Below are 14,985 nucleotides of genomic sequence, written 5' to 3' on the forward strand. Positions count from 1 at the left end.
CCCCCATTCCGCGCTACGTTACCTATAGTTAACCCATCTTCGAAAACAAAAGGTTAGCCCATGATTATCGTCCATCACCTGAACAACTCCCGTTCCCAGCGCGTGCTGTGGATGCTCGAAGAGCTTGAGCTACCGTATCAAATCGTGCGTTACCAGCGTGAACCCACTATGCTTGCGCCTGAAGCGCTGAAAAAAGTGCATCCGTTAGGCAAATCGCCCGTGCTGGAAGACAACGGCAATATTATCGCTGAATCCGGCGCAATCATTGAATATCTGCAGGAAACTTACGATACCGAAAGCCGCTTAAAGCCGTCGAGCGCGCAGGATAAGCTACAGTACCGCTTCTGGCTGCACTATGCCGAAGGTTCGCTTATGCCCTTGCTGATGATGAAGCTGGTATTCAGCCGGATGGGCAAAGCGCCGGTGCCCTGGCTGCTGCGCCCGGTGGGTAACATGTTAGGGCAGGGCATACAGAAAGCGTATCTGAATAAACAAATCTTAACGCACGCGCGATTCATTGAAGAGCACCTTGGCAAAACTCCCTGGTTTGCCGGGCAGACGTTTAGCGCGGCGGATATTCAAATGAGTTTTCCGTTGATTGCGTTGCTTGCACGCGGCGGCATCAACGACTTGCCAAACCTTCAGGCGTGGATGAAAAACGCGCAAATGCGTCCGGCCTGGCAAAGGGCAATCCAACAGGGCGGACCGTTTGACATCCCCGGCGACTAATCCATCCAAAAATCGTATGAGTAAGCAAGATACATTACCGGTATCTTGCTGCATTGTTGCGAAATTGCGCATTAACGATAACGTTTGCGCATGGCGTGATGATTATTTCATCAGCCAGCGTTATTTTCCGCAAAAAGCGACAAAGTTCGGTTGAAAATCCACTCAAGAAGACCGGATAATCGTTTGCCTTCATTTTGACGCACAGTTTTTACACGCGGAGTTAAACGTTTGCTTTTTTGCGACGCCCTTTTTTGTCGCAATCGCAGCACAGGGATAAGACGTTTAATCGGCAGCGGGATGTCCACCGGGTGTAATAACGTAATCATAAAAATCTCAGGGGATTTTTCACTATGTCTACTCCTTCACCGCGTGCAACCGGCGGTCTTGACGCCTGGTTCAAAATATCTGCACGTGGCAGTACCGTCCGTCAGGAAGTCGTGGCTGGTCTCACCACTTTCCTCGCGATGGTTTATTCCGTCATCGTTGTGCCCGGCATGCTGGGTAAAGCGGGTTTCCCGCCGGCGGCGGTCTTTGTGGCGACCTGTCTTGTGGCAGGCGTCGGTTCGCTCGTTATGGGCCTGTGGGCGAATCTGCCTCTGGCTATCGGCTGCGCCATCTCGCTGACCGCCTTTACCGCGTTTAGCCTGGTGCTCGGCCAGCACATCAGCGTTCCTGTTGCTTTAGGCGCGGTATTCCTGATGGGCGTGCTGTTTACCATCATTTCCGCAACCGGCATCCGTAGCTGGATTTTACGCAACCTGCCGATGGGCGTTGCGCACGGCACCGGCATTGGCATCGGCCTGTTTCTGTTGCTGATCGCCGCAAACGGTGTGGGACTTGTGATTAAAAACCCGCTCGATGGCCTGCCGGTTGCGCTCGGTCATTTCGCCAGCTTCCCGGTTATCATGTCGCTGATTGGCCTTGCGGTGATTATCGGTCTGGAAAAACTCAAAGTGCCGGGCGGCATTCTGCTGACCATTATCGGTATTTCTGTTGTAGGTCTGATCTTCGACCCGTCCGTGCATTTCTCCGGCATTTTCGCCATGCCATCTCTGAAAGATGAAGCGGGTAACTCGCTGATTGGCAGCCTGGATATTATGGGCGCGCTTAATCCGGTCGTCTTGCCAAGCGTGCTGGCGCTGGTGATGACGGCGGTGTTCGACGCAACCGGTACTATCCGCGCCGTTGCCGGCCAGGCAAACCTGCTGGATAAAGACGGGCAAATCATCGATGGCGGCAAAGCGCTGACCACCGACTCACTGAGCAGCGTGTTCTCAGGCTTTGTGGGCGCGGCTCCTGCGGCGGTTTATATTGAATCCGCAGCCGGTACTGCTGCAGGGGGCAAAACAGGTCTGACGGCAATCACCGTTGGCGTGCTGTTCCTGTTTATCCTGTTCCTGTCTCCGCTTTCATACCTGGTACCTGCGTATGCAACCGCTCCGGCGCTGATGTATGTTGGTTTGCTGATGCTCAGCAACGTGGCAAAAATCGACTTCGCTGATTTTGTCGATGCCATGGCGGGCCTGATCACTGCCGTCTTTATCGTGCTGACCTGTAACATCGTTACCGGCATCATGATCGGTTTTGCCTCTCTGGTGATTGGCCGCATCGTTTCAGGTGAATGGCGTAAGCTGAATATCGGCACCGTTGTTATCGCTGTCGCTCTGGTTGCGTTTTACGCAGGCGGCTGGGCAATCTAAGCTCCACATTCGGCGGGTCACGCTCGTGGCCCGCTTCTTATTTCTTTTCGAGGCATTTCCTGTTTCATTTCGGTGTAGAAAGTTGTTTTATTATTAGAACAACATCCTGCAAAAAGGGTTTCACAACACACCGCGACTAAGGAAAGCATGGAAATCTTCTTCACCATTCTCATTATGACCCTCGTGGTCTCTTTATCTGGGGTAGCAACACGCATGCTGCCGTTCCAGATACCCCTGCCGTTAATGCAAATCGCAATTGGCGCGATGCTTGCGTGGCCGCACTTTGGCCTGCACGTTGAGTTTGATCCCGAATTATTCCTCGTGCTGTTTATCCCGCCGCTGCTGTTTGCGGACGGCTGGAAGACGCCAACCAATGAATTTTTGAACCACGGCAGGGAAATCATCGGCCTTGCGCTGGTTCTGGTGCTGGTTACCATCGTGGGTATCGGCTTCCTGATTTACTACCTGGTGCCGGGTATCCCGTTGATTCCTGCGTTTGCGCTGGCAGCCGTGCTGTCGCCAACCGATGCCGTGGCGCTTTCCGGTATTGTTGGTGAAGGGCGCATCCCGAAGAAAATTATGGGGATTTTGCAGGGCGAAGCCCTGATGAATGACGCATCCGGCCTGGTATCGTTGAAAATGGCGGTTGCGGTGGCGGTCGGGACGATGGTCTTTACCGTCAGCGGGGCGACAGTCGAATTCCTGAAAGTGGCAATCGGCGGTTTGCTTGCGGGCATCGCGGTGAGCTGGCTGTATGGTAAGTCGCTGCGCCTGATGAGCCGCTGGAGCGGCGATGAACCCGCCACGCAAATTCTGCTACTGTTGCTGTTGCCTTTCGCTTCTTATCTGATCGCTGAGCATATTGGCGTTTCGGGCATCCTGGCGGCCGTTGCTGCGGGGATGACCATCACCCGTTCTGGCGTGCTGCGCAGCGCGCCGCTGGCCATGCGCCTGCGCGCTAACAGCGTCTGGGCCATGCTGGAGTTTGTCTTCAACGGCATGGTTTTCCTGCTGTTGGGTCTGCAACTGCCGGGTATTCTGGAAACCTCAATTACGGCTGCGAATGCCGATCCAAACGTAGAGCTGTGGATGCTCTTCCTGGATATTGTCTTGATTTATGTCGCATTAATCGGCGTACGCTTCCTGTGGCTGTGGTCCATGAAACGCATCAGCCTGCGCTTTATGAAAAAACGTCCGCTGGAGTTTGGTTCCTTCACCACGCGCGAGCTGGCGGTAGCTTCATTCGCCGGGGTACGCGGGGCGATTACCCTCGCCGGTGTGCTATCCATTCCACTGTTTTTGGGGGACGGAACGCCGTTCCCGGCGCGCTATGAACTGATATTTCTCTCCGCTGGCGTGATCCTGTTCTCGCTGTTCGCAGGGGTAATTATGCTGCCCGTGCTGCTGAAGAATGTCGAACTGGCGGATAAATCCGTGGCTCGTCAGGAGGAGCGTCTGGCCCGTTCCGCAACGGCGGAAGTGGCCATTGTCGCGATTCAGAAAATGGAAGAACGTCTGGCGGCGGACACCAAAGAGAATATCGACGATCAGCTACTGACCGAGGTGAGTTCGCGCGTTATCGGCAATCTGCGCCGCCGCGCCGATGGGCGAAACGATGTGGAGAGCAGCGCGCTGGAGGAAAATTTGGAACGCCGCTTCCGTCTTGCCGCGTTACGTTCCGAACGCGCTGAACTGTACCATCTGCGCGCTACGCAAAAAATCAGCAACGAGACGCTGCAAAAGCTGCTGCACGATCTCGACCTGCTGGAAGCGCTGTTGATTGAACAGCACTAGCTTTAACAGGCTTTACTGGCCGGCTAACCCCGGCCAGAACTCTTTGCAGCAGGTAATCCACGCCTGCGCGCTTTGTGAAATATAAACGCCTTCCCGCCAGATCATCCCCAGTTGCCAGGTCAAATCGCTCTCCAGCGGCAGCCACATTAAGGTTGTTTTATCCAGCTTGCGACAGATTGGTTCCGGTAAAATCGCAATGCCGATCCCTGCCTGAACCATGGCGGCCAGAAAATCCCATTGCCCGCTTCGCACGGCGATGCGCGGCGTAAAGCCATGGTCATGGAATAGCTGCATTAACTGGCTGCTAAGAGCGAAATCTTCGTTATAAATAAGCAGCGGGTGAGCCGCAAGTTCGGCTGGAACAATGCTTGTGCGCGTCACCCAGGGGCCTGAGCGAGGCACCAGAACGCACAGCGGGTGGCGGAACAAAGGCTGCGTAAAAAAGGTGTTTTCGGCTTCTACAGGAAGCGCCGTCATGGCTAAATCCAGTTCGCCATTCATTACGGCTTGCTGCACCGTCAGGCTGCCAAATTCAGAAATTTTAAGTTCAACGCCGGGATAACGCTGGCGATACAGGCTGATTGGCCCGGTCATCAGCATGCCCACCATCGGGGGAATACCCAGACGGAGTACGCCTTTGCTTAGATGATTTATATCGCCTAACTCCGCTTCAAGCTGGCGGAATTCAGCCAGAATTGCCAGGCCCCGCTGATAAACGACCTGGCCCGTATCGGTGAGCAACAGCTTACGGCCGTTGCGGATAAGCAGAGTGCAACCCAGTTCATCCTCCAGATTGCGCAACATTTTGCTGATAGTGGGTTGCGTAACAAACATCTTCTCCGCTGCGCGGGTAAAACTTTGCTGGCGGACCACTTCAACAAAATAACGCAGCGTTCGGATATCCATAATTATTCTCATTAGCTATGCATAGACTTATTTTAATTCATAGTTTATATGATTTGTAGATTAATCCTGAAATTTAAATGATGCTTTCTCTTTAACGGGAAGTAGAGGTCGCTCGCAAATATCTTTCATGATCGATGACTTTTACAGCGCTATTTATTTCCCTAAAGATAACAATTTAATATATTCCGCGGCTTTGTATTTATATTATATATATTTGATGATTAAGATAATCTCCCTGAAATAGTGGTTGTTTTAGTCACCTGCCGTTTGTAAAATAAATTCCCGCTTCCTCCTCTGCACTCCTTATGGATAAAACAATATCAATGAAGATAATTAGCCTGTTGCTGTTTATTCTGGTAAGCGGCTGCACCGTTGTCCCTGGCACCCATTTGAACACCGCCAATAAAAATGTTGTTCATCCGCAGGACAGCGACGCAGATATAAATACTATGGTAAACATCTACCCGGTCACGCCAAAACTTGTCGCCTCATTATCAACGACAAAAACTACCGCTCAGGCTAATCCAGCGCTTGAAACCCTTCTGAAGGAATACCATTACCGAATTGGCGTGGGCGATATACTCATGGTAACCGTCTGGGATCACCCTGAATTAACGACACCGGCCGGGCAATATCGCAGCGCCAGCGATACGGGAAACTGGGTCCAGGCTGACGGCACCATTTTTTATCCTTACGCGGGAAAAATCCATGTAGAAGGGAAAACGCTGGAAGACGTGCGCAAAATTTTAACTAAAAAACTTTCTCCCTGGATTGAATCACCTCAGGTTGATGTCAGCGTTGCCGCGTTTCGTTCACAAAAGGCCTATATCACGGGAGAAGTAACAAACTCAGGCCAGCAGGCGATTACCAATGTTCCGCTAACCATTATCGACGCGCTTAACCAGGCGGGCGGTCTGACTGAATTCGCAGACTGGAATCATGCGGTGTTAAGCCGTGGAGGAAATAAAGAACTTATTTCTTTAAAAGCGTTATTGAAAGCAGGAGACCTGACGCAAAACAGATTATTACTTGCCGGGGATATTCTTTATATTCCGCGTAATGACGATCTAAAAGTATTTGTGATGGGCGAAGTCAATAAGCAAACCATGCTTAAAATGGACAGCAGCGGCATGACGCTCACTGAAGCCCTTGGCCGGGCAGAAGGCATCAACCAGCTAACGGCGGACGCCACGGGCATTTTCGTTATCCGTGCCCAACAGAGTAATCCATCTGATAATAAGCTTGCTGACGTATATCAACTGAATGCCTCAGACGCTACGGCTCTGGTTATGGGAACCGCTTTTCAGCTTGAAGCCTTTGACATTGTTTATGTAACTAGCGCACCAGTAGCACGTTGGAATCGCGTGATAAGCCAGTTAATACCAACCATCACAGGAATTAAAGATATCACTGAAACAGCGCGCCTTATTCAACACTGGAATAATTAGATGATTACCTCAATTCTGGTCATCTGTATGGGCAATATTTGCCGTTCACCTGTTGCCGAGCGGTATTTATCTCATTTTTTGCCGGATATCACCGTCCATTCCGCCGGGTTAATTGCGAGGCCTGGCTTACCGGCAGACAGTAAAATGGTACAGATGGCGGGGGAAAATGGTTTATTCCTCGCCGATCATTGTTCGCAAAAGTTTTCTTTGGCGTTAGGGAACGATCACGATCTTATTTTGGCGATGGAAGTCAATCATCTGGATATTTTAAAAAAACAATATCCGCAGCTCAGTGGAAAATGCCGCCTGTTAAGTCACTGGAATGGGCGAAAAGATATTCCCGACCCCTATAAGAAAAGTCATGAATACTACGAAGTTGTTTATCAGCGGCTGGCAGATGCTGCACACGCATGGGTAAACGCCTTACAAGTTTAAATAGCCTGGATTAAAGCCGATGAAAATGGATAAAAATATGGCGGTAAATATGGATCACGCGGAGGAAATCGATCTTTTCCGTTTGCTGCTTATGTTTTACGCTAATAAATATAAAATAATTATTACCACTCTTCTTTTTGCTCTGCTCGCTCTGCTTTTTACCTCATTTATAAAACCGACCTATGTAGCTAGCGTATTAATCCAGTTGGAAAAAAATCCGCAAAACAATTTCATAAGTAAGTTAATGAGTCCGCTGGAAGGCGGGGCCGTTTCTCCGGCAACGGAAATGGGCATCCTGAAATCCAGGCGAGTGCTTAGCCAGACGATTGATGAACTTGGTTTACAGCTCGACGTCAGAGAGAAACGCTTCCCCATCGTGGGTGAATTATTCGCAAGATTTGTGAGCGAACCATTTCCCGGCGTATTTGTGACGAAGTTTAGCGTGCCGCTTGAAAACGAAGATATAGCGTGGGAGCTTACTGTGCTCTCGTCCGATAGCTACCAGCTAAATATTGGCGAATCAGGCGTGCTAAAAGGAAAAATTAATCAAACCCTGAACAAAAACGGCTTCGTTATAAACGTAGCGCAGATTAACGCCCCGGCGGGCACATCCTTTACCGTCACCAGTCGCTCAAAATTTGCCGTCATTCAGGATCTGCTTAAGCAGCTTACCGCCACTGAACTAAATAAAGACAGCGGGCTACTCAGCGTTTCTTTTTCAGGTCAGGATAAAAAAGAGATCGTTCGTGTTTTGGATAATATCAGCCAAAATTTCATCGAAGATAACAGGCTGCGCAAGGCTGAAGAAGCCTCAAAAACCCTGGAATTTGTCAATGGCCAGCTTCCGGGGATTCTTGACAGGCTAAACCAGGCCGACAGACAACTGCATCTTTTCAAAGCGGAAAATGGTTCTGTCGACCTGCCTCTTGAAGCCAAAGCCGTGCTGGACGCCTCCGTTGCTATTCAGGCGCAACAAAATGAACTGCAACTGGCGAAAGTTGAAGTCTCGAAACTCTATACCAAAAGCCACCCGGTTTATCGTTCGCTGCTGGAGAAAGAGGCTTTGCTAAAGAAAGAGAAAGCGGCGCTTTTACAGACCATCGCCGCCATGCCTAAAAAACAGCAGGCTTTCCTTAGCATCAAACGCGACGTGAAATCAGGGCATGAAATCTATATGCAATTGCTGTCAAAACAGCATGAGTTAGGTATAGCGAAAGCCGGTACCGTTGCGAGCATTAGAATTGTTGATGAAGCAGTGAGCGACCCTAAGCCTGTTGGCAGTAAAAAGTCTCTTATTGTCATACTGGCCGCCATGCTCGGATTTATGTTCTCCTGCGGCTATTGCTTAATTTTGCAGGTTTTTCGTGTTCCTCTTGAAGACACAGAAACCATTGAAACTCACGGGCTGGAAGTGCTGGCGTCCATCCCCTTAAGTAAATGCATCCAACGAAAACGGCGCCAAAATTTGAAACTAAAATCCGCCGGTAAAAGAGTCTGGCTTGCGCGGCAATATCCTGAAGACCTGGCGATTGAGGCGTTACGAAGTTTAAGAACCGGCATTTTTATTGCGCTAAGGCAGGCAAATAAAAACAGTTTCCTGGTCTCCAGCGCCACACCCGGTGCCGGGAAAACTTTTATTAGCGGAAACCTGGCCTCCGTAATGGCCGATGCGGGTAAGAGCGTGTTATTGATCGATGCCGATTTAAGACTTGGTTATTTGCACGAGCTGCTTGGGTTAAGAGAAGCGGGCGGGCTAAGTGATATTTTACAAGGCCAGTCGACGTTTATTGAGCATATCCAGAACACTACCTGCACCGGCCTGGATTTTATTTCCCGCGGCGCAGCATCTGCTTTGTCCTCGGAAGTATTAATGAGCGAACGATTAGGGCTATTGCTGCAATGGGCGCAGCAGAAATATGACTATGTCATTGTGGATACCCCGCCGATATTGCCGATAACCGATGCGGCAATTGTCGCCCAGCATGTTGGGCTCTCACTGCTTACCCTGCGTTATAAAACGAACAATGTCAGAGAGCTTAAGATGTCGATAAATCGGTTTAAAAAATGCGGTATTGAACTGGATGGCGTGGTGTTTAACGGCGTGAAAAAAGGCAGCCCTTCAGCTTACGAATATGCTTACTATTCCACGCCGCAATAGAAGAAAGAGTGAAAGAACTCCCCGGCCCAATAGCCGGGGAGCGAAGCTTAGTGAGCGCGGCTGCTCTGCTCAATGCCAATCCCGGTCTGGGAACGGATGAACTGAGCCCGGAACTTCCCACGCTCCAGATTGCCTTCCGGACTGTTATCGGTAATCGAGAACACCCAAATACCCACGAACGCCACCAGAATGGAGAACAGCGCCGGGTACTCATACGGGAAGATAGCCGTGGCGTGGCCCAATACCTGTACCCAGACCGTTGGGCCGAGGATCATCAGTATCACCGCCGTCAGCAGGCCAAGCCAGCCGCCGATCATCGCGCCGCGAGTGGTCAGCTTCGACCAGTACATCGATAGCAGAATAATCGGGAAGTTACAGCTTGCCGCGATGGAGAACGCCAGGCCAACCATGAAGGCGATATTCTGCTTTTCAAACAAAATACCCAACCCGATAGCCACCACGCCCAGAATCAACACGGTGATTTTTGATACGCGGATCTCATCGCGCTCGGAAGCGCCTTTACGGAATACGTTGGCATACAAATCGTGAGAAACCGCAGAAGCTCCCGCCAGCGTCAAGCCTGCAACCACCGCCAGAATCGTGGCGAAAGCTACAGCCGAGATAAAGCCAAGGAACAGGTTGCCGCCCACGGCGTTAGCGAGATGGACCGCCGCCATGTTGTTACCGCCAATCAACGCACCGGCCGCATCTTTAAACGCCGGGTTCGCGCCGACCAGCATGATGGCGCCAAAGCCGATGATAAAGGTCAGAATGTAGAAGTAACCCATAAAACCGGTTGCATAGAGCACGCTCTTACGCGCTTCACGGGCATCGCTGACCGTAAAGAAGCGCATCAGAATGTGCGGCAGGCCCGCGGTACCAAACATCAGACCCAGGCCGAGCGACAGGGCCGATATCGGATCTTTCACCAGTCCGCCAGGGCTCATTATGGCCGCGCCTTTCGGGTGAGCCGCCATGGCTTCGTTGAACAGATTGTTGAAGCTAAAGCCGACGTGCTTCATTACCATAAAGGCCATGAAGCTTGCGCCGAACAGCAGCAGCACGGCTTTGATTATCTGCACCCAGGTGGTGGCGAGCATGCCGCCAAACAGCACATACATCACCATCAACACGCCGACCAGCACCACCGCAACGTGGTAGTTCAGGCCAAACAGCAGTTCGATAAGTTTACCCGCGCCCACCATCTGCGCGATGAGATACAGCGCCACCACTACTAATGAACCGCAGGCGGACAGGATACGAATCGGCCCCTGTTTCAAACGGTAAGAGGCGACGTCTGCAAAGGTATAACGTCCAAGGTTGCGCAGGCGTTCGGCAATCAGGAACAGAATAATCGGCCAGCCGACCAGGAAACCGAGTGAGTAAATCAGACCGTCATACCCGGAGGTGTAGACCAGCGCGGAAATACCCAGGAATGACGCCGCTGACATAAAGTCGCCTGAAATCGCCAGCCCGTTCTGGAAGCCGGTGATATTGCCGCCGGCGGTGTAGTAATCGCTGCGCGAGCGGGTACGTTTCGAAGCCCAGTATGTGATGTATAGCGTCAGGGCAACGAAGATAACGAACATAATGATGGCTTGCCAGTTGGTCGGCTGGCGCTGCACATCGCCGGTAATAGCGTCGGCAGCAAGCACCGTGGCGGGTAAGGCAAGCAGCGGGGCAGCAAGCGCTGTCAGAAAACGTTTCATGATGCGTTCACCTCGCGCAGCATGGCGTGGGTCAGCCGATCGAATTCGCCATTGGCCCGCCAGACGTAAACAGCCGTAAGCACAAAAGAGATGATAATTACGCCAATGCCAATCGGTATGCCGCGCGTAACGCTGGTGCCCGCGTGTAAGGGGGTGCCCAGCCAGCCGGGCGCAAAAGCAATAAGCAGAATAAAGCCAACGTAAATCACCAGCATGATAATCGATAAAATAATGGCAAAACGCTGCCGTTTTTCGACTAGCTCCCTGAAATGCGCGCTGTCTTCTATCCGTTGATAAATGAGGTCATTCATCACAGAGTCTCCAGAGGTGAGGTTGTGGTTTTTATATTTCCCTCTCCGGAAGGAGAGGGATAATCAGGGTCGAGAATGGTTATGAAGGCATCGTAATTGCTTGTTTTTCTTCCAGCAGTTTTTCGACTACGCCCGGATCGGCAAGCGTCGAGGTATCGCCAAAGTTGCTGGTATCCCCGGCGGCGATTTTGCGCAGAATGCGACGCATAATCTTGCCGGAGCGGGTTTTCGGCAGCGAGTCGGTCCAGTGCAGAATATCCGGCGTGGCAAGCGGGCCAATTTCTTTACGCACCCAGTTGCGCACTTCGGCATACAGCTCCGGCGTCGGCTCTTCGCCGTGATTCAGCGTGACGTAAGCATAAATCGCCTGGCCTTTAATATTATGAGGAATGCCCACCACCGCGGCTTCGGCCACTTTCGGATGGGAAACAAGCGCAGATTCAATCTCGGCGGTGCCCAGACGGTGACCGGAGACATTCAGCACGTCATCCACACGGCCCGTTATCCAGAAATAGCCGTCTTCATCGCGACGCGCGCCATCACCGCTGAAATACATATTTTTGAAGGTTGAAAAGTAGGTTTGCTCAAAACGTTCATGATCGCCGAACAGGGTGCGTGCCTGTCCCGGCCAGGAATCGGTAATGACCAAATTTCCGTCGGTTGCGCCCTGTTGCGGGTTACCTTCGTTATCTACCAGCGCGGGCTGCACGCCAAAGAACGGCAGTGAAGCGGAGCCCGCTTTCAACTCGGTGGCTCCCGGCAGCGGGGTGATCATGAAGCCACCGGTTTCAGTCTGCCACCAGGTGTCAATCACCGGGCACTTCTCGTTACCGATTTTCTTCCAGTACCACTCCCAGGCTTCCGGGTTAATCGGCTCGCCGACGGAACCCAGAATGCGTAATGAAGAGCGGTCGGTGCCTTCAGTCGCTTTATCGCCTTCGGCCATCAAAGCGCGAATAGCCGTCGGAGCGGTGTAGAGGATATTCACTTTGTGTTTATCCACTACCTGCGCCATGCGGTTCGGGGCAGGCCAGTTTGGCACGCCTTCGAACATCAAAGTGATGGCGCCGCAGGCCAGCGGACCATACAGCAAATAGCTGTGGCCGGTCACCCAACCCACGTCTGCGGTACACCAGTAGACATCGCCCGGATGATAATCAAAGACGTACTTGAAGGTGGTGGCGGCGTAAACCAGATAGCCGCCCGTTGTATGCACCACGCCCTTCGGCTTACCGGTCGAGCCGGAGGTATAAAGGATGAAAAGCGGGTCTTCGGCGTTCACTTCCACAGGCTGATGATGAGCGCTGGCTTTCTCAACCAGTTCGTTCCACCACAGGTCGCGCTCCTGATGCCACTCAATGTTTGCGCCAGTGCGTTTAAGGACAATGACATGCTCAACGGTTTTCACGTTGGGATTTTTCAACGCGTCATCGACGTTTTTCTTCAGCGGGATAGCGCGTCCGGCACGAATGCCTTCATCGGCGGTGATGACCAGGCGAGAGCTGGAATCAACGATGCGTCCGGCAACGGCTTCCGGTGAAAAACCGCCAAAAATAACGGAATGCACCGCGCCAATACGCGCGCAGGCCAGCATCGCTACGGCAGCTTCCGGCACCATCGGCATATAGATAGCCACCACATCGCCTTTTTTAATGCCCAGCTCGACCAGGGTATTGGCGAAACGGCAGACATCGCGATGCAGCTCGCGATAGGTAATGGTTTTGCTTTGGGTCGCGTCATCGCCTTCCCAGACGATCGCCGTTTGGTCGCCGCGTTCGTTCAGGTGTCTGTCCAGACAGTTGGCCGCCAGATTCAGCGTGCCGTCCTCATACCAGCGGATAGAGATGTTTCCTGGCGCGAAGGAGGTGTTTTTCACCTTCTGGTAGGGTTTGATCCAGTCAAGGATTTTCCCCTGTTCGCCCCAGAATGCGTCTGGATCATGTACCGACTGCTGGTACATGGATTGGTATTGCTCCGGATTTATCAGGCAGTGTTCCGCAATATTTGCGGGAATAGCGTGTTTGTGTAGTTGTGTCATAGCTTTTTTTCTCCTTGAGGATGTTAATAATATGTCAAGCAAACGTTAATTGTAGGGGTATTGACAGCTTTGTTTACTTTTTGGGCGACAGATCACGCATTAATTAAATTGACTGAAAACTAATCAAACGGATTGTGAAGGAGAAATAATTGACCAGCGGCTTTATTTGAAAAAGATATGAATAATTATATTTTATAACAATAGGTTATAGCGGGTGATATAGCTAAAGTTCTGTTTAACTATGCATTCATGGTGAATATCCCTGAATACACAGGGTTGCGCAGCATAGCGCACAAATGGTACTCATACAGCCGCTTGAAAAAGCCCCTCGTAATCCCCGACGTTGGTCATACCCCTTTTACGTTTGTGACGTTCTCATAGGGCTTCAGCCCGGGAACGGCGTTTTATTGAGGAATAAAATCGTTATGAAACAACCAAAGATCAGCCTTGCCTGGCAGATACTGCTGGCGCTGGTGCTGGGTATCGCGCTGGGAAGCGTTCTTCATTATCAAAGCGATGAGCGTGAATGGCTTATCACTAATCTGCTCTCACCGGCAGGTGATATCTTTATTCACCTGATCAAAATGATCGTCGTGCCGATTGTGATTTCTACGCTGGTGGTGGGAATTGCAGGCGTGGGCGATGCCAAACAGCTCGGACGAATCGGTGCGAAAACCATTCTCTATTTCGAAGTGATCACGACAGTTGCCATTATTCTGGGGATTACCCTTGCGAATGTGTTCCAGCCGGGACACGGCATTGATATGTCGCAGCTTGCCAGCGTGGATATTTCGAAATACCAGCACACCGCCGAAGACGTTCAGAGTCACGCCCACGGATTAATGGGCACTATCCTTTCCCTTGTGCCAACTAACATTGTGGCTTCGATGGCGAAGGGCGATATGCTGCCGATTATCTTCTTCTCGGTGCTGTTTGGTCTGGGCTTGTCTTCGCTGCCAGCAACGCATCGCGAACCCCTGGTCACGGTATTCCGCTCTATTTCCGAAACCATGTTTAAAGTGACGCACATGGTAATGCGCTACGCGCCGATTGGTGTCTTTGCGCTGATCTCGGTGACGGTTGCGAACTTCGGCTTTGCCTCGCTCTGGCCGCTGCTCAAACTGGTGCTGCTGGTGTATTTTGCCATTTTGTTCTTTGCGCTGGTGGTGCTGGGGGCGGTAGCCCGGCTGTGCGGGTTGCGCGTGTGGACTTTGATTCGCATCCTCAAAGATGAATTGATTCTGGCTTACTCAACGGCAAGCTCTGAAAGCGTTCTGCCGCGCATTATTGAGAAAATGGAAGCGTATGGCGCACCGGCATCCATTACCAGTTTCGTGGTGCCAACGGGCTATTCCTTTAACCTTGACGGTTCCACGCTGTACCAAAGTATTGCGGCTATTTTTATCGCGCAGCTTTACGGTATTGAGCTGTCAATCGGTCAGGAAATCATTCTGGTGCTGACGCTGATGGTCACCTCCAAGGGTATCGCTGGCGTGCCGGGCGTTTCCTTCGTTGTGCTGCTGGCAACGCTTGGCAGCGTGGGTATTCCGCTGGAAGGTCTGGCGTTTATCGCCGGCGTTGACCGAATCCTTGATATGGCGCGTACCGCTCTGAACGTCGTGGGGAATGCGCTGGCGGTGCTGGTAATTGCCAAATGGGAACACAAGTTCGACCGCAAAAAAGCGGCGGCTTACGAACGGGAAATGCTGGGCAGCTTTACGGATAAAGCGAACAGCTAATCGGTTTTGTGCAGTAAA

12 protein-coding genes are annotated in these 14,985 nt (G+C 51.6%); 7 read left to right on the forward strand and 5 right to left on the reverse strand.

Features of this window, described 5'->3' with window-relative positions; genetic code table 11:
• Positions 1 to 60 precede the first annotated feature (60 nt).
• Positions 61 to 729 carry a glutathione S-transferase family protein gene (locus MUA00_RS14205; protein ID WP_271123687.1) on the forward strand — a complete coding sequence of 223 codons (669 nt, stop codon included), beginning with the start codon at positions 61 to 63 and terminating at the stop codon, positions 727 to 729.
• 110 nt (positions 730 to 839) lie between these two features.
• Here MUA00_RS14205 and MUA00_RS14210 read toward each other — a convergent pair whose 3' ends face one another.
• On the reverse strand, positions 840 to 1,055 hold the full coding sequence (locus tag MUA00_RS14210) for a hypothetical protein (protein WP_271123688.1): 216 nt from the start codon (positions 1,053 to 1,055) through the stop codon (positions 840 to 842).
• Positions 1,056 to 1,079: 24 nt separating this feature from the next.
• On the opposite strand from MUA00_RS14210, the gene ghxP reads away from it, so the two are divergent.
• The gene (gene ghxP / locus MUA00_RS14215; protein ID WP_271123689.1) at positions 1,080 to 2,429 is read left to right on the forward strand and encodes a guanine/hypoxanthine transporter GhxP; all 1,350 of its coding nucleotides are present in this window, start codon (positions 1,080 to 1,082) and stop codon (positions 2,427 to 2,429) included.
• Between the two features lie 147 nt (positions 2,430 to 2,576).
• On the forward strand, positions 2,577 to 4,223 hold the full coding sequence (locus MUA00_RS14220) for a Na+/H+ antiporter (protein WP_271123690.1): 1,647 nt from the start codon (positions 2,577 to 2,579) through the stop codon (positions 4,221 to 4,223).
• Positions 4,224 to 4,235: 12 nt separating this feature from the next.
• Here MUA00_RS14220 and MUA00_RS14225 read toward each other — a convergent pair whose 3' ends face one another.
• Positions 4,236 to 5,129: a LysR family transcriptional regulator gene (locus tag MUA00_RS14225; RefSeq protein ID WP_271123691.1), complete on the reverse strand. Its 894-nt coding sequence runs from the start codon at positions 5,127 to 5,129 to the stop codon at positions 4,236 to 4,238.
• 305 nt (positions 5,130 to 5,434) lie between these two features.
• On the opposite strand from MUA00_RS14225, the gene MUA00_RS14230 reads away from it, so the two are divergent.
• Genes MUA00_RS14230 through MUA00_RS14240 form a run of 3 tightly spaced genes read left to right on the forward strand, consistent with a single transcriptional unit; the run spans position 5,435 to position 9,170 of the window.
• Positions 5,435 to 6,577 carry a polysaccharide export protein gene (locus tag MUA00_RS14230; RefSeq protein WP_271123692.1) on the forward strand — a complete coding sequence of 381 codons (1,143 nt, stop codon included), beginning with the start codon at positions 5,435 to 5,437 and terminating at the stop codon, positions 6,575 to 6,577.
• A complete protein-coding gene (locus MUA00_RS14235) occupies positions 6,578 to 7,012 on the forward strand; it encodes an arsenate reductase/protein-tyrosine-phosphatase family protein (RefSeq protein WP_271123693.1) in 435 nt (144 codons plus the stop codon).
• A 49-nt stretch (positions 7,013 to 7,061) separates the two neighbouring features.
• A complete protein-coding gene (locus MUA00_RS14240) occupies positions 7,062 to 9,170 on the forward strand; it encodes a polysaccharide biosynthesis tyrosine autokinase (protein ID WP_271123948.1) in 2,109 nt (702 codons plus the stop codon).
• Between the two features lie 47 nt (positions 9,171 to 9,217).
• On the opposite strand, the gene actP is transcribed toward MUA00_RS14240, so the two are convergent.
• The 3 genes from actP to acs form a co-directional block, all read right to left on the reverse strand.
• Entirely contained in the window at positions 9,218 to 10,882 is a 1,665-nt protein-coding gene (gene actP / locus MUA00_RS14245; RefSeq protein ID WP_271123949.1) for a cation/acetate symporter ActP, read from the reverse strand.
• Positions 10,876 to 11,190, reverse strand: a complete 315-nt coding sequence (locus MUA00_RS14250; RefSeq protein ID WP_271123694.1) for a DUF485 domain-containing protein — start codon at positions 11,188 to 11,190, stop codon at positions 10,876 to 10,878. The genes actP and MUA00_RS14250 overlap by 7 nt, the downstream gene beginning before the upstream one ends.
• A 79-nt stretch (positions 11,191 to 11,269) precedes the next feature.
• Positions 11,270 to 13,228, reverse strand: coding sequence for an acetate--CoA ligase (gene acs / locus MUA00_RS14255; protein WP_271123695.1), 1,959 nt, complete (start codon positions 13,226 to 13,228; stop codon positions 11,270 to 11,272).
• Positions 13,229 to 13,653: 425 nt separating this feature from the next.
• Between acs and gltP the strand changes: the two genes are divergently transcribed.
• The gene (gene gltP, locus MUA00_RS14260) at positions 13,654 to 14,967 is read left to right on the forward strand and encodes a glutamate/aspartate:proton symporter GltP (protein ID WP_271123696.1); all 1,314 of its coding nucleotides are present in this window, start codon (positions 13,654 to 13,656) and stop codon (positions 14,965 to 14,967) included.
• Positions 14,968 to 14,985: the final 18 nt, after the last annotated feature.

Origin of the sequence: Dryocola boscaweniae (assembly GCF_025215095.1) — a bacterium.
Taxonomy (GTDB): domain Bacteria; phylum Pseudomonadota; class Gammaproteobacteria; order Enterobacterales; family Enterobacteriaceae; genus Dryocola; species Dryocola boscaweniae.

Excerpts from the sequence above, each read along its gene's own strand:
- MUA00_RS14205 (WP_271123687.1), top strand. The coding sequence starts at position 61 with ATGATTATCGTCCATCACCTGAACAACTCCCGTTCCCAGCGCGTGCTG.
- ghxP (WP_271123689.1), top strand. The coding sequence starts at position 1,080 with ATGTCTACTCCTTCACCGCGTGCAACCGGCGGTCTTGACGCCTGGTTC.
- MUA00_RS14230 (WP_271123692.1), top strand. The coding sequence starts at position 5,435 with ATGGATAAAACAATATCAATGAAGATAATTAGCCTGTTGCTGTTTATT.
- MUA00_RS14220 (WP_271123690.1), top strand. The coding sequence starts at position 2,577 with ATGGAAATCTTCTTCACCATTCTCATTATGACCCTCGTGGTCTCTTTA.
- MUA00_RS14250 (WP_271123694.1), bottom strand. The coding sequence starts at position 11,190 with ATGAATGACCTCATTTATCAACGGATAGAAGACAGCGCGCATTTCAGG.
- MUA00_RS14210 (WP_271123688.1), bottom strand. The coding sequence starts at position 1,055 with ATGATTACGTTATTACACCCGGTGGACATCCCGCTGCCGATTAAACGT.
- MUA00_RS14240 (WP_271123948.1), top strand. The coding sequence starts at position 7,062 with ATGGATCACGCGGAGGAAATCGATCTTTTCCGTTTGCTGCTTATGTTT.
- MUA00_RS14225 (WP_271123691.1), bottom strand. The coding sequence starts at position 5,129 with ATGGATATCCGAACGCTGCGTTATTTTGTTGAAGTGGTCCGCCAGCAA.
- acs (WP_271123695.1), bottom strand. The coding sequence starts at position 13,228 with ATGACACAACTACACAAACACGCTATTCCCGCAAATATTGCGGAACAC.
- gltP (WP_271123696.1), top strand. The coding sequence starts at position 13,654 with ATGAAACAACCAAAGATCAGCCTTGCCTGGCAGATACTGCTGGCGCTG.
- MUA00_RS14235 (WP_271123693.1), top strand. The coding sequence starts at position 6,578 with ATGATTACCTCAATTCTGGTCATCTGTATGGGCAATATTTGCCGTTCA.